A 16,034-nucleotide genomic window follows, 5' to 3' on the forward strand; every position below is an offset into this window, starting at 1 on the left:
ATATGTAACAGATGTCGTTAGGGGGGACAAACATGCTTGAAATAATCTTTGAAGATGAATATGATACCGCCGCTTTTTTACATCTTGCTGAACACTTGGACAGTCGGCATCACATGTCAATTCAACAAGGGAAAGACCGGCTTCTCATAGAGGCGAAGGAATCCGAAGAAGCACTTGAGCACATTGTGCGGCCATTATTGGTTCACTTTTTTTTGGAATGCAAAGAAAATGAGCGCATGCGCAGCATCCTTGAAAACACCTATTTGTTTAAAGATCCCGAAGAGCAGCACCAAATTCTTTCCATCGCTCACAGTATTATGAACGGGGACTTAGATGATATTCCCGGCATTCAGCAAGACCCGTCAAGAGAAGCCCTTTTAAAAAAGGAGCTTGAAGCGATTTCTTTACAGCAAGGTGTTTTTTCAATTGGTTCATTTATGACATTTAGGCTGTCAGAGTATGACCGAAGGCTGAAGAACTATGTTGAAGTGTCCATTGAAGAATACAAAATGGAGCAAGAGTATCAAAACTTCATTCAATCGCTTCGAGACTATGTGATGGCAAGAGAGCCTAGGCTCGAAAAAGTACATGTTGTGCATCAGGACCGCCTGGTGATTTGGGAATTTCGCTACGCTTCTGAGCGTGATCAAAAACAATACATAGACAGACAGTTTGTAAGAGAGCATCCAATGTATATTGATTCACAGCTGATTGCACCGCTTGTCTCCATTGCACCGCAAAAAATTGACCTGTTTACAAATGATACAGGTCACTCGATGGTGCAAACCATTCAAAATATTTTTCAAGAAAGGGTCGAGGTGTTCCCGTCTCATTCATTCCAAGAGCAGAATGTTCAATTTGTACATGCTCATTTCAACAAGAAAAGTGAAAAGCTTTCTTGATTTTCACGAAAAAACGTTTTATAATACGGTGTAACTTCATACAGAGACCGTATTGATAAGGACATGAACAAATGAACACCCGCTTAAAGAGAGGGAAGCCGCGGCTGAAAGCTTCCTAGCAGAGGACCATTTGCTTTACCACCTTTGAACATCAGCTGTGAACATTTTAGTAATGGCTGACGGGAATTCCCGTTATCGAAACACAAGCCGTATTTGCTTATGAAAAAGCAAGCTGCAAGTACGGGAAAAAGGGTGGAACCACGATTCCGTTTATTCAACCTCGTCCCTTTCCAGGGGGCGGGGTTTTTATATTGCCAAAAAAAGGAGTGACCAGAGATGTCAGAACAAATTCAACTTACATTTCCAGATGGAGCAGTCAAGGAGTTTGACAAAACAGCTACAACAGAAGACATCGCGGCATCAATTAGCCCGGGCCTAAAGAAAAAAGCACTTGCCGGTAAATTGAACGGTAAAGAAATAGATCTGCGTACGCCGCTATTAGAAAGTGGAACAATCGAGATCATCACAGATAAAAGTGAAGAAGCACTCGACATTATGCGCCACAGCACAGCACATTTGCTAGCGCAGGCGATCAAACGCCTTTATGGAAAAGAGCATCACGTTCAGTTTGGCGTAGGTCCTGTCATCGAAAATGGTTTCTACTACGATGTGGACATCGATGTTGCCATCACACCTGAAGACTTACCAAAGATTGAAAAAGAAATGAAGAAAATCATTAACAGCAATCTGCCAATTGAGCGAATTGAAGTATCAAGAGAAGAAGCGAAAAAGCGCTTTGAAGCGATTGGTGATGAATTAAAGCTTGAACTGTTAGAGGCGATTCCAGAAGGTGAAGCTGTGACGATTTATGAGCAGGGGGAATTCTTTGACCTCTGCCGCGGGATTCATTTGCCGTCTACAGGAAAAATCAAAGAGTTTAAACTGTTAAGCCTTGCCGGTGCATACTGGAGAGGCGACAGTAACAACCAAATGCTTCAGCGTATTTACGGAACAGCTTTCTTCAGCAAAGAAGATTTAAATGAGCACTTACGTCTGCTGGAAGAAGCGAAAGAACGCGATCACCGTAAGCTTGGAAAAGAGCTGAAACTGTTTGCGAATTCCCAAAAGGTTGGTCAAGGACTTCCGCTTTGGCTGCCAAAAGGCGCTACAATCCGCCGCGTCATTGAGCGTTACATTGTCGATAAAGAAGTGCGTCTTGGCTATGAACATGTGTACACACCAGTTCTTGCAAGTGTTGAATTGTATAAAACATCAGGACACTGGGCGCATTATCAAGAAGACATGTTCCCAGTAATGGAAATGGACAACGAAGATCTTGTTCTTCGTCCGATGAACTGTCCGCACCATATGATGATTTACAAAAACGAGCCGCACAGCTATCGCGAATTGCCAATTCGTATTGCAGAGCTTGGTACAATGCACCGCTATGAAATGTCAGGTGCCTTATCCGGCCTTCAGCGTGTTCGCGGTATGACATTAAACGATGCACACATCTTTGTTCGTCCAGATCAAATCAAAGACGAGTTCATCCGTACAGTTCGCTTAATTGAAGAAGTGTATCAAGACTTTGGTTTGAATGACTACACATTCCGCTTATCTTACCGTGATCCGGAAGATACTGAGAAGTATTTCGATGACGATGCGATGTGGAATAAAGCACAATCGATGCTGAAGGATGCAATGGACGAGCTTGGTCACGACTACTATGAAGCAGAAGGCGAAGCGGCATTTTATGGGCCGAAGCTTGATGTACAAGTAAAGACAGCTCTTGGAAAAGAAGAGACATTATCCACTGTACAGCTTGATTTCTTACTTCCAGAACGCTTTGATCTCACATATATCGGAGAAGATGGAAAGCACCATCGTCCAGTCGTGATTCATAGAGGCGTTGTTTCTACAATGGAACGTTTCGTTGCCTTCTTAATTGAAGAATACAAAGGAGCCCTTCCAACATGGCTGGCACCTGTACAATTCCAAGTCATCCCAGTTTCACCGTCTGTTCATTTAGACTATGCGAAAAAAGTACAAGAACGTTTGCAGCTTGAAGGCCTTCGTGTAGAGCTTGACAGCCGCGATGAAAAAATTGGGTACAAAATTAGAGAAGCGCAAATGCAAAAGATTCCGTACATGCTTGTCGTCGGAGATCAAGAAGCAGAAAATGGCGCTGTCAATGTAAGAAAGTACGGGGAACAAGATTCAGAAACAATGGATCTTGAAGGCTTTGTGAAACATGCAGTAGCAGAAGCAAAGAAATAATAAGCACAGCCAGTGATTCTCTTTAGGTCACTGGCTTTTTTCTTTTTGGAAAACACCTCCACTAGTGATCCAATTCCTAAAAAGAGACGTTTAGATAGTACAAAAGTAAGGGTAAGTATGTACTATTGGTTCGAGACAAATTGGGGGAATGAAAGCGATGATGCAAACAACAAACAATTTATCGTCACATGTATTGGAGCAATCAGCTGTTCTTCGTGCATTAGAGCACTCGCTGGCAATGATTGAATTTAATGTGACAGGTGAAGTTCTATGGGTGAACGATATTTTTGCAAAAGCCATGGGATATTCTAAAGAAGAGATGATCGGTCTTCAACATAGACAGCTCTGTCCTCCGCATATTACAGAACACACGAGCTATCACATGTTTTGGAAGCGTTTGAGAGAAGGTCAAGTTTTTCAAGAAAAAGTGCAGCGGATCACGAAAAACGGCAGCAGCTTATGGCTTGAAGCGACATATTCACCTGTTCGAGATGAAGAAGGAACTGTAGTAGGTGTTGTGAAAGTGGCGACAGATATTACGGAGAGAGAACATACAATGAAGCAAGTCGTAGAAGACTTAAAGGAGATGTCTGCAAAATTAATGGAACGAGCAGAAGTTGGCATTCAGCATAGTCAAAGTGTCAATGCCTCCTTTGATCATATAGCAAACGAAACCGATCAAAATATGAGCTTGCTAAAAGGATTAACCGAGCAGGTAGAGTCCATCAGCTCCATTGCTGCAAGCATTAACAGCATTTCTTCACAAACCCAGCTGCTCGCCTTAAATGCGGCAATAGAAGCGGCACATGCGGGTTCCTATGGAAATGGCTTTAGTGTAGTGGCAGCAGAAATTCGAAAGCTAGCGACAAATTCAAAAGAAGCGATCGTCAAGGTAGATCAATACGTGAAGGCGATCCATGCAGAAGTAGAGAAAGTCAGCAGCGGAACAAGCCGGGCAAAGACAACCGTGTTTACTAACCGGGATCTTGTAAAGCAGGCAAGTGAGGAATTCATCATTGTAGGAGAAGCAGCACGCGGCTTAGACCGGCAAGCGCAAAGTCTAGCGGCAATCATATAGCTCTAAGACTACAAAAACACCCAATCTCGTCGTCAGGAGAAGGGTGTTTTTTTGTTCTATTTTAATATATCAAACAATTCATGTAAGTCTTTGATTTCATAATCAGGCGTTACATCTGTTTCGTTTTTCTTGCCATGGCGATTGATCCAAACGGTTTGGATGCCAGCGCGAGATGCGCCGAGAATATCTGTTTTCGGATTATCTCCAACCATGATCACTTCGTCTTTTGTTAAGTTTAACAGCTGAAGGCAGTGCTCAAAGATACCCGGATCAGGTTTGCCTTTCCCGTAGTCTCCTGAAATCACAATTTCGTTAAAATAAGGGGCAAGCTCAGGAACACCTGCCAGTTTTTCCTTTTGAAGGCTAGGATCTCCGTTTGTTAAAAGGAGCAATTCGTAGCTGCCTTTCAGGCGGTTTAAAACAGGGTATGTTTCTTCATAGACATATGGGCGTTTTCTGCGCTCTGCTGCAAAGAAATCAGCCAAATATTGTCCAAATGCCTCATCGTCAATTCCCGCTGCCCTTAAGCCATTGGTCCAAGCGTTTTTGCGATACTCAGGTGCAAGGGCGTTCAGCTTTTGAAAGCCTTCGCTAATCGGTTCACTAAAATTCGACCACAGTCCTTCGAAAGGATTAATGCCGATCATGACAGTATAATCATATGTTTCATAGGAAGAGTACAGCTTTCTTGCTTCTTCACGTACAATCTGTTCAAACGATTCTGGATCAAGTCCATATTTCTTTTCCGCTTCCCGGCAAGTTTCCTGAAAAGTTGTGTGAATGCTTTTTTCATCCCAAAGCAAAGTATCATCTAAATCGAAAAATACGGCTTTCATGATCTTCTCCCTTGTTATGTATGTGTTACCTTCAATTGCAAGTGACAGGCTCATGTTCATTTTACAATAGAAGAAGAGGGCAATAAAGAAAAGATTTGAGAGATATTTGATCATTGACCGCACATGATAGAATAGAAAGACAGTAGATATGACATACATCATTTGAGGTGGCCGGTTTGCTTCATTTAATTATCATGATGATCGAGCGTGTGGGGATCATCGTTATTTTAGGATTTGTGCTTGCCCATGTGAAGGGCTTTCGCAATCTATTGCTACATAATCAAGGGTTTCGGAAAAAGGCAATTCTTGTCTTCATTTTTGCTTCTTTTAGTATTATCAGCAATTACACAGGAATTGAAATTCAGCAGCAAATTGTCATGAATCATGAGTTTTCTTATCACCTTGGCTCGTCAAGCTCTATCGCCAATACGAGAATTATGGGGATCGAAATGGGAGGTTTAATCGGGGGGCCGTTTGTAGGGATTGGCGCAGGGCTTTTAGCTGGAATTCATCGCTATTCCTTAGGAGGAAGCACCGCGCTCAGCTGTGCGATTTCTTCCATTTTAGCGGGTGTCATTGCAGGCTATGTCGGCAGCAGGTTTAAGCGGAGGAATCGAATGGTGACACCTCGCCAAGCAGCTCTTTTTGGGGTGGCGATGGAATCATTACAGATGATCATTATCCTTCTGTTTGCAAAGCCATTTGCGGATGCATGGGGGCTTGTCAGTATCATCGCCCTGCCGATGATCTTTGTGAATGGAATCGGCAGCTTTATCTTTTTATCTATTTTACAGTCAGTCATTCGGCAAGAAGAGCAGGCAAAAGCGATGCAGACACATCGTGTATTTTCGATCGCCGATCAAACACTGCCTTTTTTCCGCCAAGGGTTAAATGAACAGTCATGTAAAAGTGTGGCGGAGATCATTCATCGGTTGACTGAAACAGATGCGGTCTCCTTAACAGACACAGAAAAGATTTTAGCACATGTCGGAGATGGAACAGATCATCATATTCCATCTAAAAGCCTGATTACAGGGCTGTCGAAACAGGTTTTGATGAGCGGCAAGATTATGAAGGCACATTCGAAGGGCGAAATCAATTGTTCAGTCGCCCATTGCCCTCTTGAAGCGGCCATCGTGCTGCCGCTCACTTCTAACGGTCAAACGATTGGAACGTTAAAAATGTATTTCAATTCTCCGGTCGGATTAAGCAGGGTGGAAGAGGAGCTTGCAGAAGGTTTGGCGATGCTGTTTTCCACACAGCTTGAGCTGGGGGAGGCGGAAACTCAAAGCCGCCTCTTAAAAGATGCAGAGATCAAAGCACTTCAAGCACAAGTGAACCCGCACTTTTTATTTAACGCTATTAATACCATCTCTGTTTTATGCAGAACCAATGTGGAGATGGCAAGGAAGCTGCTGCTTCAGCTAAGTATTTATTTCCGTTCAAATATGCAAGGCGCCCGCCAGCTGCTGATTCCAATGCAGAAGGAGATTCAGCATGTGGAGGCATATTTATCACTCGAACAAGCAAGGTTTCCAAATAGATACCATGTGACCTTTCAAATCGAAAAGGAGCTGGAGCAGGTGATGATTCCGCCCTTTGTGCTTCAGGTGCTTGTTGAAAACGCAGTGAGACATGCTTTTCCTAAACATCAAAAGAATTGTGAAGTCATCGTATCTGCTTTGATGAAAGATGGGCATGTTTATATGAAAGTGACAGATAATGGACAAGGGATCGATGATGACAAGATGGCTCAGCTATTAAAAGCGCCTGTCGAATCACTAGAAGGAACAGGGACAGCCCTTTTTAATTTAGATCAGCGGTTAAGAGGGATTTTTGGCAGACAAGCCGCTTTATCCATTCATAGTGACAAAGGCACTGACATCTCATTTCGCATTCCGATGGACTATGTAAAAAAGGATGATTCTCGTTGATGAAAGTATTAATCGTAGATGATGAAGTGTTAGCAAGAGATGAATTAAAATACTTATTACGAAGAACGAAAGAGGATGTTCAAATAGAGGAAGCAGAAAATATAGAATCTGCTTTTGACCGGATGGTCGATCATAAGCCGGATCTGCTCTTTTTAGACATTGATTTATCTGGTGAGAACGGATTTGATATTGCCAAAAGGCTCAACCGGATGTCTGATCCGCCAGCGGTTGTATTTGCGACTGCCTTTGATCAATATGCGCTGAAGGCGTTTGAGGTAAGTGCCCTTGATTACTTAACAAAACCATTTGATGAAGAGCGGCTGCTCCAGACGATTCAAAAGTTTAAAAAGTGGAAATCTGTTGAGACGCAAGAGCGCCAGCTGTCAGATGAGAAAGCGCCCCGCCAGCAAAAATTAGCCATCTCAGTCGATGACTCAATTGTGATCCTGCAAGTTGAAGAGATCATGTATGTTGGACTCAGCGAGGGGAAAAAGGTCGTGAAAACAAAGGATCACATGTATGAGGTCACAGAACCGCTTGTGGTCATTGAAAAGAAACTTCCTGAGGCTTACTTTATGAGGGTTCATCGCAGCTATATCGTGAATACCTCTCATATGAAAGAAGTACAGCCGTGGTTTAATTCGACGTATAATCTGCATATGACAGACGGGTCGATCATTCCTGTCAGCCGCACATATGCCAAAGAATTAAAGAAGTCACTCCTGCTAGAGTAGGAGGGCTTTTTTTGTTTGTATTTCAATACTCGTTTTTTGCATTTCAGTCATTGAATCCAGCGAGTTTTATTGTAAACGCTTCATTCGTTTATTTCATGCCTTATACTGAGGGCAGTCGAAGAAAGAGGTGAAGCGGCATGAGTGCCACGAAAGTATATGGATTTCTATCTCAAGCATTTATTTTTGCAACCGTAATGTTTGTTTCTAATCTCATTTCAATGTATTTACCGATTCCGATGCCCGCATCCGTCATTGGTTTGGTTCTATTATTTGTTTTGTTAACAACGAAAATCGTTAAACTGGAGCAGGTGGAGCAATTAGGTACATCATTGACAGGACTCATTAGCTTTCTATTTGTTCCCTCTGGAATCTCAGTCATTCAATCACTAGGTGTCATGCAAGAAGTAGGTGTGCAAGTAGTCGGCGTCATTATCATTGCAACCATTATGCTACTTGCAGCGACAGGGCTGTTTTCGCAGCTTCTCATGCAATTATCAGAAAGACCGCAGAAACGTAAAGAGACAAAGGAGAGTAAATCTGCTCCTTCTCATTCAAATAAACCAGCTTCAAGTACGCATTAAAGGAGAGATGCAAAATGGGTACAAGTACAATGAGTCCTTACTTTGGCATTGTCGTCTCATTGGTCGCCTTTGGAATAGGGACATTCTTATTTAAAAAATCAAAAGGTTTCTTCTTGTTCACTCCGCTGTTTGTGGCGATGGTACTGGGCATTTTATTTTTGAAAGTTGGCGGTTTTTCCTACGCAGATTATAATGAGGGCGGCAAGATTATCAAATTTTTCTTAGAGCCTGCCACGATTGCTTTCGCTATCCCGCTTTATAAGCAGAGAGCCTTGCTTAAAAAATATTGGTGGCAAATTTTATCCGCTATTTTTGTCGGTTCACTTTGTTCCATTACGATCGTATATCTCGTAGCGAAAGGGATTCATTTAGATGCGGCTGTGATGAAAAGCATGCTTCCACAAGCAGCGACAACAGCGATTGCTCTTCCGATTGCAAAGGATATTGGCGGAATCGCAGATATCACAGCCTTTGCAGTCATATTTAACGCAGTCATTGTCTATGCACTAGGTGCCTTCTTCTTAAAATTATTTCGCATTAAAAACCCAGTGGCAAAAGGTCTTGCACTTGGTACATCAGGACATGCGCTTGGGGTTTCTGTTGGAATTGAGATGGGAGAAGTAGAAGCAGCGATGGCAAGTATCGCCGTTGTGGTCGTAGGAGTTGTGACCGTTATCGTCATCCCAATCTTTATGCAGTTGATTCTTTGATGGCGTCATTGTGTGAAAAAGTCTTGCCCAATTCGTCTCATCATGTTAAACTGAAAAAGTTGTTTCAAGAGTTCGGTTACTTGACGGACGAATGAAAATTGTGTAGAATAATTAACGAATTGAATAGATATCACAAGCAGAAGCACCCGCTTCTCACCTGATTGACACATGTTTGTAGTTGACAGGTTGACCGTACATTTATTTTTTCATGCAAATGTTCGCAGTGTGGGTGTTTTATATGCCCACACTTTTTGTTTGCCTGTAAAACATACAACGAAATGGTCAAATGAATTGTGAACTCAATTCAAAATCTCATGGAGGTGGCTCACTATTAGCAAAGATCAATTAGTTAATGAAGGTATTCGTGCGCGTGAAGTTCGTTTGATCGGACAAAATGGCGATCAGCTTGGGATTAAAACCCGCCAGGAAGCTCTGGAAATTGCTGCTAAAGCCAATCTTGACCTTGTGTTAGTTGCTGCAAATGCAAAACCACCTGTTTGCCGAATCATGGACTATGGTAAGTTCCGATTCGAACAGCAGAAGAAGGAAAAAGAGGCACGTAAGAATCAAAAAATCATTAGCTTAAAAGAAGTTCGGTTGAGCCCGACAATCGATGAACATGATTTTAACACGAAGCTCCGTAATGCTATCAAATTCCTTGAAAAGGGAGATAAAGTGAAAGCTTCTATCCGCTTTAAAGGCCGTGCGATTACGCATAAAGAAATCGGACAGCGCGTGTTAGACCGTTTCTCTGAAGCTTGCGCTGAAGTAGCAACAGTAGAAACAAAACCTAAGATGGACGGACGCAGCATGTTCCTCATGCTTGCACCAAAAGTCGAAAAGTAAAGTAACAGAGGGAGGAAACATCCAATGCCAAAAATGAAAACTCACCGCGGATCTGCTAAACGTTTCAAAAAAACAGGTTCTGGTAAACTTAAACGTTCTCATGCGTACACAAGTCACTTGTTCGCTAACAAATCTACAAAGCAAAAACGTAAATTGCGTAAGAGTGCAATCGTAAGTGCTGGAGATTTCAAACGTATCAAACAACAACTTGCAAACATTAAGTAATTTGGAATAGGAATCATAGGAGGGAATTACAATGCCAAGAGTAAAAGGCGGAACTGTGTCGCGTCAGCGTCGTAAAAAGGTTCTTAAATTAGCAAAAGGTTATTTCGGTTCAAAACATAGATTATACAAAGTAGCAAACCAACAGGTGATGAAATCTGGAAACTACGCTTTCCGTGACCGTCGTCAGAAAAAACGTGACTTCCGTAAACTATGGATCACTCGTATCAACGCTGCAGCTCGTATGAACGGTCTTTCTTACAGCCGTTTAATGCATGGCTTAAAGCTTTCTGGTATCGAAGTAAACCGCAAAATGCTTGCTGACCTTGCTGTGAATGACCTAAATGCATTCAATCAGCTTGCTGATGCTGCAAAAGCACAACTAGACAAGTAAGTTCTATAAAAGATCATTCCTTCGAGGGGTGATCTTTTTTTCTCATCATGTGAGGTGAAATGAATGAATATGGCTTTGATCCTGCTGCTTATTTTGGTGAATGGCTATGGCTTTTTTCTCATGGGTGAAGACAAACGCCGGGCCAAAGCACATAAATGGAGAATTTCAGAGGCGCATTTATGGAGTGCTGCGGTTCTTTTTGGCGCTGCCGGGTCGTATCTAGGAATGCAGTATTTCCGGCATAAAACAAAGCATCCTGCCTTTCAAATCGGCATGCCTTTATTAATTATTTTGCAGTTGATCCTATTGGGATATATCCAAGTTATTTGAAAAAGGAGCAGACGCCATTAGGACGGCGTGTCTGCTCCTTTTTTTTGTTTGATTTTTTTTATGGGCTGATCCCAATCAATTTTTGTTTGAGGATAACGCTCGATAATGTTTTCCTCCAGTTTTTCAAAGTCTTCTAATGTAAATTCACTCAGCTTCTCAGGTGACTCCGTCCAAACGTAAATGGAGTGGACAAACAGAGGATGATCCTTAGAAGGAACATGCTTCTCCCCTTCAAACAAGACACCTTTATAGACGAAATTAAAATTTTTGCGCGCATTTTGCTGTTCGTCCATAAAATAAAAGCCTTCTTTTAATTGTGCTTGTTTCAGCTTTCTTCTCGGATTTGAGAAGAATTTTACCGCCATGTAGAAGATGTAGACAAGCAGTGCAACAAGAGCTAGTCTCATGAGGATTACAAACATGACAGGATGCACCTCCAATACCGTTATCTGATGTACTACGAATGAAAACGCCAAAAGGTTTCAACTTTTTTTAAAAAAATATTTCGTAAAACGAAAAAATATTCATAAAAAGATCGTATTGAACGAAAGAGGTTTTGTATAATAAGAATGCACCATGAAGATAAAGGAGGATAAATGGAATGACAAAGCTCGATCAAACATTAACTATGCTGAAAGACCTAACGGATGCAAAAGGGATTCCAGGAAATGAACGTGATGTCAAAAAAGTCATGCAGACATACATAGAATCATATGCAGATGAAGTCTCTACAGACCGCCTTGGCAGCTTGATCGCTAAAAAGGAAGGAAACGCTAACGGACCTAAAATTATGCTCGCTGGTCACTTAGATGAAGTAGGATTCATGGTGACAAAAATTGATGACAAAGGCTACATTCGTTTTCAAACAGTCGGCGGCTGGTGGTCACAGGTCATGCTCGCCCAGCGTGTCACCATTGTGACGAAAAAGGGAGAGATCACAGGGGTAATTGGTTCAAAGCCACCACACGTCTTGTCACCTGAAGCTCGTAAAAAGTCAATTGAGATTACGGATATGTTTATTGATATTGGGGCGTCAAGCAAAGAACAGGCAATGGAGTGGGGCGTGCTGCCTGGAGATCAAATCGTTCCTTACTTTGAGTTTACAGTCATGAATGATGAAAAAATGCTCCTTGCAAAAGCATGGGACAACCGCATTGGCTGTGCAGTCGCCATTGATGTCATGAAAAATTTGCACAATGCTCAGCATGAGAATATTGCTTACAGCGTCGCAACTGTCCAAGAGGAAGTAGGCCTGCGCGGAGCTAAAACAGCAGCGGCTACGATTCAGCCTGATATTGGATTTGCCATTGATGTAGGTGTAGCAGGAGATACACCGGGCATCACTGAGAAAGAAGCAACTAGCAAACTTGGCAAAGGCCCAACGATTGTTGTATTTGATGCTTCAATGGTCTCTCATAAAGGACTTCGTGATTTTGTTGTCCAAACAGCTGATGAACTGAACATTCCTTATCAATATGACTCAATGCCTGGCGGCGGGACAGATGCTGGCGGTATTCATTTAACAGGCCATGGTGTTCCATCACTATCTATCGGAATTCCGAGCAGATATATTCATACCCATGCCGCAATGATTCACCGAGATGATTATGAAAATGCAGTGAAGCTTTTAACAGAAGTGATCAAAAGACTTGATCAAAAAACCGTTGAACAGATTACGTACGGTTCTTAAGTAAGAAAGCCTTTCCTCAGTACAGGGGAAAGGCTTTTTTTATTGAATTTCCCAGGAAATGAACGGTGTGTTCGAAGTGAGTTAAAAGAACTATTTTCGGTAAAAGAAGAGAATGTTTCCTAGTGAATAAGGCACATGTGATCGAGCGTTTATTTTTGTAAGATGAAAGCAATAAAAAGGACAGAGCCATAGAATGCCCTGTCAAAAGAGAGTTTATGGAAGTAGGTGAAGCTCCTTAAGAATAAACATATTATTCTTATTTGTCAACTTGGTTTTAAAAGAAAGAAAAATCAATCAATTTATGTTATATTTGTAACAAATTGTTTATACAAAGGGGATGGTTAAATGAATGCGGTTACAATTGTCATAGGATCTATGTGCATTTTAGCGATTGCCTATCGTCTTTATGGTACATTTATGATGGTCAAGGTATTAAAGGTCACAGATGATCATCCTACACCGGCTCACACGCTAGAGGACGGGAAAGATTATGTGCCGACAAATAAATGGGTCACATTTGGGCATCACTTTGCTGCCATTGCAGCTGCTGGTCCGTTAGTGGGTCCGATTTTAGCCGCTCAATTTGGGTATTTACCTGGTCTCCTTTGGCTTTTGATTGGAGCAGTCATAGGCGGAGCTGTACATGATCTAGTCGTCTTATTTGCATCGATGCGAAAAAAGGGGAAATCATTATCAGAGGTAGCGAAGGAAGAGCTGGGACCTGTTGCCGGGTTTTGTACAGGGCTTGCGATGCTGTTTATTATTACAATCACAATGGCAGGTTTGTCTATGGTTGTGCTTCATGCTTTAGAACGTAACCCTTGGGGGACATTTGCAGTTGGAATCACGATTCCGATTGCGATGGGGGTTGGTGTGTATTATAAAAAAACAGGCAATTTAAAGCTGGCGACATCTGCGGGATTTATTTTGCTGATGTTTGGGGTATTCCTTGGTCCAAATATTCAAGGAACGGCACTAGGTGATTTTTTAACACTTGATACAAAAACGCTTGCTCTTGCCCTGCCGATCTATGCCTTTTTTGCTGCGGCTCTGCCAGTGTGGCTGCTGCTTGCACCGAGGGACTATTTAAGTAGTTTTATGAAAATTGGTGTATTCATTGCGCTGATTGCTGGTATCTTTGTCGTGAATCCGTCCATTCAATTCCCCGCGTTTACAGAGTTTGTGAATGGAGGAGGACCTGTATTAGCTGGTCCTGTCTGGCCATTTATTTCGATTACCATTGCTTGCGGTGCCATTTCTGGTTTCCACGCATTTGTTGGTTCAGGGACAACACCTAAGATGCTGGACCGATGGAGTGATATGAAGCCTGTTGCGTTTGGCGCAATGCTTGTGGAATGCTTAGTTGGGATTATGGCTTTAATTGCGGCTACTGCTCTGCATCCAGGAGATTATTTTGCGATAAACAGTACACCAGAAGTGTTCCGCACACTCGGTATGAGTGTCGAAAACCTTCCGCAGCTGAGTAAGGAAATCGGCCTTGACTTAGAAGGAAGAACGGGTGGTGCCGTAACATTAGCGGTAGGGATGGCGTATATCTTTACGGGGATTCCGTTCTTTAGTCATTTGGCTTCTTACTTCTTCCAGTTCGTCATTATGTTTGAGGCTGTCTTTATTTTAACTGCTATTGATGCGGGGACACGTGTGGCACGCTATTTGATTCAAGACTTCTTAGGTGAAGCATATAAACCGCTTAAACGAACTGACTGGATACCTGGTTCGGTGTTTGCAAGTGCGCTTGCTTGTTTTATGTGGGGATATTTACTTTACTCAGGGGACATCGGGTCTATTTGGGCGCTGTTTGGGGTTTCAAATCAGTTAATGGCCTCGGTTGGGTTGATCATCGGGGCAACCGTTGTATTAAAAATTGCAGATAAAAGACGATATATGCTGACTTGTTTAATTCCGCTTGCTTACTTATATGTGACGGTGAATTATGCAGGCTATTGGATGGTAGCAAATGTATATCTCAATCCTGAAGCATCCGGTTACAGCGTGCTGAATGCGGTACTGTCGATCATCATGCTGATCTTAGGTTTTGTGATTATTGTGTTTGCGATAAAAAAATGGGTCGAAATCTGGCGTGATCCAGCGCTTCGAATGGAAACGCCTATCACTGGCTAAACGAAAAAGGCCGGCTTGCTTATATAAGCAAACCGGCTTCTTTTATTGCTGCTGCTGAGGCTTTAAGCCTTGCTCTAATGTTTCAAGGATCTCATTTTTCTCGTTTTCTGATGCTTCTTGCCATAGCACTTCGAACAACACGCCAAGGCCTGGCAGCATTTTTTCCTCGCCGCTTTGAATAGCATCTAAAATCGTATGTTCAAGCTGTTCTTGATTATGGCCAGTAATGTTTTGAATGACTGCGCCTCTTAAATTAAAATCCATTGCCCACACTCCTTTTTTGATGGTAATAGCCCTATTCTGTCTCAAAGACAGGTTTATTATGTAGGGTGCATGAGATATAATAAATTCATGATAATTAAAGGAGTTAACGTCGCTTGAAATATATAGAATCAGCTAAAAACACAAACATTAAACAGTGGAAGAAGCTCCATACGAAAAAAGAACGAACGAAAACGGGGCTGTTTCTCGTTGAGGGAATACATTTAGTCGAAGAAGCATTAAAGAGCGGGATCGTGAAGGAATTAATGGTCACCTCGCCCGATATGCTTCCTTCTCATATCCAGCCTGACATTGAGCTTTATGAACTGAGCGAAGAGGCCTTTTCTGCCATGACAGAAACGGAAACGCCTCAGCACATTGCCGCAGTCTGTACAGTTCCTGTTTTTGAAGAAAAGAAGGTTGAACGGCTTCTTCTATTAGACGCAGTGCAGGACCCGGGGAATTTAGGCACACTCATTCGAACAGCAGATGCCGCTGGTCTTGATGCTGTGATCTTAGGAGAAGGAACAGTTGATGCGTTTAATGGAAAAACGCTCCGTTCGGCACAAGGGTCTCATTTCCACCTGCCTATCTTGAAGCAAACCCTTCAACAGGCGATCACCGAACTGAAAGAACAAGGCATACCTGTATACGGAAGTGCTTTAAAAGATGCGAAAGAGTATAGAAGCGTAACGGCAGAAGGTCCGTTTGCATTAATTGTTGGAAATGAAGGAGCAGGTATTGATCCAGAGATTCTGCAAATGACAGATCAAAATTTATATGTGCCAATGTATGGGCAGGCAGAATCATTAAATGTCGCTGTTGCAGCCGCTGTTCTTGTCTATCATTTGCGTGGATAATGTTGCAACATGCGTTCATTTTCACTATAATGAAACTAATATTTTAAAAACCATGATAGAGGAAGATTGTTTCAAGAAGCGGCCTTATAGGGAGAATGCATCGTAGACTGAAAGTGCATTTAAGGAATGCTGAAACAGGAATTCACCTCTGGAGTTGTCACCGGGACCGCAGGTTTTGCGTAAAGGTGAACCGGATTCGTTTGATTCCGTTATGTCAATGAAGCTTATTCGCACATG

General features: G+C 42.3%; 17 protein-coding genes and 2 other annotated features. Of the genes, 14 read left to right on the top strand and 3 right to left on the bottom strand.

The annotated features are described in order from the left end of the window. Positions 1-32: 32 nt before the first annotated feature. From ytxC to BA81_RS00925, 3 genes are all read left to right on the top strand, one after another. On the top strand, positions 33-902 hold the full coding sequence (gene ytxC, locus BA81_RS00915) for a putative sporulation protein YtxC (RefSeq protein WP_024425712.1): 870 nt from the start codon (positions 33-35) through the stop codon (positions 900-902). 43 nt (positions 903-945) lie between these two features. Further along, positions 946-1,193 (top strand) — a binding site (T-box leader). A gap of 45 nt (positions 1,194-1,238) precedes the next feature. Beyond that, positions 1,239-3,179, top strand: coding sequence for a threonine--tRNA ligase (gene thrS, locus BA81_RS00920; protein ID WP_034279675.1), 1,941 nt, complete (start codon positions 1,239-1,241; stop codon positions 3,177-3,179). A 157-nt stretch (positions 3,180-3,336) separates the two neighbouring features. Then, positions 3,337-4,257, top strand: coding sequence for a methyl-accepting chemotaxis protein (locus BA81_RS00925; protein WP_034279678.1), 921 nt, complete (start codon positions 3,337-3,339; stop codon positions 4,255-4,257). 56 nt (positions 4,258-4,313) lie between these two features. Here BA81_RS00925 and BA81_RS00930 read toward each other — a convergent pair whose 3' ends face one another. Next, positions 4,314-5,093, bottom strand: a complete 780-nt coding sequence (locus BA81_RS00930; protein ID WP_034279681.1) for an HAD family hydrolase — start codon at positions 5,091-5,093, stop codon at positions 4,314-4,316. Between the two features lie 176 nt (positions 5,094-5,269). Between BA81_RS00930 and BA81_RS00935 the strand changes: the two genes are divergently transcribed. From BA81_RS00935 to BA81_RS00970, 8 genes are all read left to right on the top strand, one after another. Next, the gene (locus BA81_RS00935) at positions 5,270-7,027 is read left to right on the top strand and encodes a sensor histidine kinase (protein ID WP_034279684.1); all 1,758 of its coding nucleotides are present in this window, start codon (positions 5,270-5,272) and stop codon (positions 7,025-7,027) included. After that, positions 7,024-7,761, top strand: coding sequence for a LytR/AlgR family response regulator transcription factor (locus BA81_RS00940; protein WP_034279687.1), 738 nt, complete (start codon positions 7,024-7,026; stop codon positions 7,759-7,761). Before BA81_RS00935 ends, BA81_RS00940 begins: the two co-directional genes overlap by 4 nt. A 137-nt stretch (positions 7,762-7,898) precedes the next feature. Continuing rightward, the gene (gene lrgA / locus BA81_RS00945) at positions 7,899-8,342 is read left to right on the top strand and encodes an antiholin-like murein hydrolase modulator LrgA (protein WP_024425718.1); all 444 of its coding nucleotides are present in this window, start codon (positions 7,899-7,901) and stop codon (positions 8,340-8,342) included. 14 nt (positions 8,343-8,356) lie between these two features. Further along, positions 8,357-9,052, top strand: a complete 696-nt coding sequence (lrgB, locus tag BA81_RS00950; RefSeq protein ID WP_024425719.1) for an antiholin-like protein LrgB — start codon at positions 8,357-8,359, stop codon at positions 9,050-9,052. Positions 9,053-9,180: 128 nt separating this feature from the next. Further along, positions 9,181-9,312 (top strand) — a sequence feature (ribosomal protein L20 leader region). Positions 9,313-9,382: 70 nt separating this feature from the next. Further along, entirely contained in the window at positions 9,383-9,898 is a 516-nt protein-coding gene (infC, locus tag BA81_RS00955; RefSeq protein ID WP_024425720.1) for a translation initiation factor IF-3, read from the top strand. 24 nt (positions 9,899-9,922) lie between these two features. After that, positions 9,923-10,123: a 50S ribosomal protein L35 gene (rpmI, locus tag BA81_RS00960; RefSeq protein ID WP_003216324.1), complete on the top strand. Its 201-nt coding sequence runs from the start codon at positions 9,923-9,925 to the stop codon at positions 10,121-10,123. A gap of 31 nt (positions 10,124-10,154) precedes the next feature. After that, positions 10,155-10,514 carry a 50S ribosomal protein L20 gene (gene rplT, locus BA81_RS00965; protein WP_007501659.1) on the top strand — a complete coding sequence of 120 codons (360 nt, stop codon included), beginning with the start codon at positions 10,155-10,157 and terminating at the stop codon, positions 10,512-10,514. A gap of 63 nt (positions 10,515-10,577) precedes the next feature. Then, entirely contained in the window at positions 10,578-10,844 is a 267-nt protein-coding gene (locus BA81_RS00970) for a DUF1294 domain-containing protein (RefSeq protein ID WP_034279690.1), read from the top strand. 17 nt (positions 10,845-10,861) lie between these two features. Here the strand turns inward: BA81_RS00970 and BA81_RS00975 are convergent, their stop codons facing one another. After that, a complete protein-coding gene (locus BA81_RS00975; protein ID WP_024426127.1) occupies positions 10,862-11,266 on the bottom strand; it encodes a hypothetical protein in 405 nt (134 codons plus the stop codon). Positions 11,267-11,445: 179 nt separating this feature from the next. Between BA81_RS00975 and BA81_RS00980 the strand changes: the two genes are divergently transcribed. After that, positions 11,446-12,534 carry a M42 family metallopeptidase gene (locus tag BA81_RS00980; RefSeq protein ID WP_024425723.1) on the top strand — a complete coding sequence of 363 codons (1,089 nt, stop codon included), beginning with the start codon at positions 11,446-11,448 and terminating at the stop codon, positions 12,532-12,534. Positions 12,535-12,879: 345 nt separating this feature from the next. Further along, complete coding sequence (cstA, locus tag BA81_RS00985) at positions 12,880-14,676, top strand: carbon starvation protein CstA (RefSeq protein ID WP_034279693.1); 1,797 nt, start codon at positions 12,880-12,882, stop codon at positions 14,674-14,676. A 42-nt stretch (positions 14,677-14,718) separates the two neighbouring features. Here the strand turns inward: cstA and sspI are convergent, their stop codons facing one another. After that, entirely contained in the window at positions 14,719-14,940 is a 222-nt protein-coding gene (sspI, locus tag BA81_RS00990) for a small acid-soluble spore protein SspI (protein ID WP_024425725.1), read from the bottom strand. Positions 14,941-15,053: 113 nt separating this feature from the next. Here sspI and BA81_RS00995 point away from each other — a divergent pair, with 113 nt between their 5' ends. Further along, positions 15,054-15,797 carry a TrmH family RNA methyltransferase gene (locus BA81_RS00995; protein ID WP_034279696.1) on the top strand — a complete coding sequence of 248 codons (744 nt, stop codon included), beginning with the start codon at positions 15,054-15,056 and terminating at the stop codon, positions 15,795-15,797. Positions 15,798-16,034 lie beyond the last annotated feature (237 nt).

The sequence above is a fragment of the Bacillus safensis FO-36b genome, assembly GCF_000691165.1.
Taxonomy (GTDB): domain Bacteria; phylum Bacillota; class Bacilli; order Bacillales; family Bacillaceae; genus Bacillus; species Bacillus safensis.

Coding starts and splice junctions, on each gene's coding strand:
- rplT (WP_007501659.1), top strand. CDS start 10,155: ATGCCAAGAGTAAAAGGCGGAACTGTGTCGCGTCAGCGTCGTAAAAAG.
- lrgB (WP_024425719.1), top strand. CDS start 8,357: ATGGGTACAAGTACAATGAGTCCTTACTTTGGCATTGTCGTCTCATTG.
- BA81_RS00925 (WP_034279678.1), top strand. CDS start 3,337: ATGATGCAAACAACAAACAATTTATCGTCACATGTATTGGAGCAATCA.
- ytxC (WP_024425712.1), top strand. CDS start 33: ATGCTTGAAATAATCTTTGAAGATGAATATGATACCGCCGCTTTTTTA.
- thrS (WP_034279675.1), top strand. CDS start 1,239: ATGTCAGAACAAATTCAACTTACATTTCCAGATGGAGCAGTCAAGGAG.
- sspI (WP_024425725.1), bottom strand. CDS start 14,940: ATGGATTTTAATTTAAGAGGCGCAGTCATTCAAAACATTACTGGCCAT.
- rpmI (WP_003216324.1), top strand. CDS start 9,923: ATGCCAAAAATGAAAACTCACCGCGGATCTGCTAAACGTTTCAAAAAA.
- cstA (WP_034279693.1), top strand. CDS start 12,880: ATGAATGCGGTTACAATTGTCATAGGATCTATGTGCATTTTAGCGATT.
- BA81_RS00975 (WP_024426127.1), bottom strand. CDS start 11,266: ATGTTTGTAATCCTCATGAGACTAGCTCTTGTTGCACTGCTTGTCTAC.
- BA81_RS00980 (WP_024425723.1), top strand. CDS start 11,446: ATGACAAAGCTCGATCAAACATTAACTATGCTGAAAGACCTAACGGAT.
- BA81_RS00970 (WP_034279690.1), top strand. CDS start 10,578: ATGAATATGGCTTTGATCCTGCTGCTTATTTTGGTGAATGGCTATGGC.
- BA81_RS00930 (WP_034279681.1), bottom strand. CDS start 5,093: ATGAAAGCCGTATTTTTCGATTTAGATGATACTTTGCTTTGGGATGAA.
- lrgA (WP_024425718.1), top strand. CDS start 7,899: ATGAGTGCCACGAAAGTATATGGATTTCTATCTCAAGCATTTATTTTT.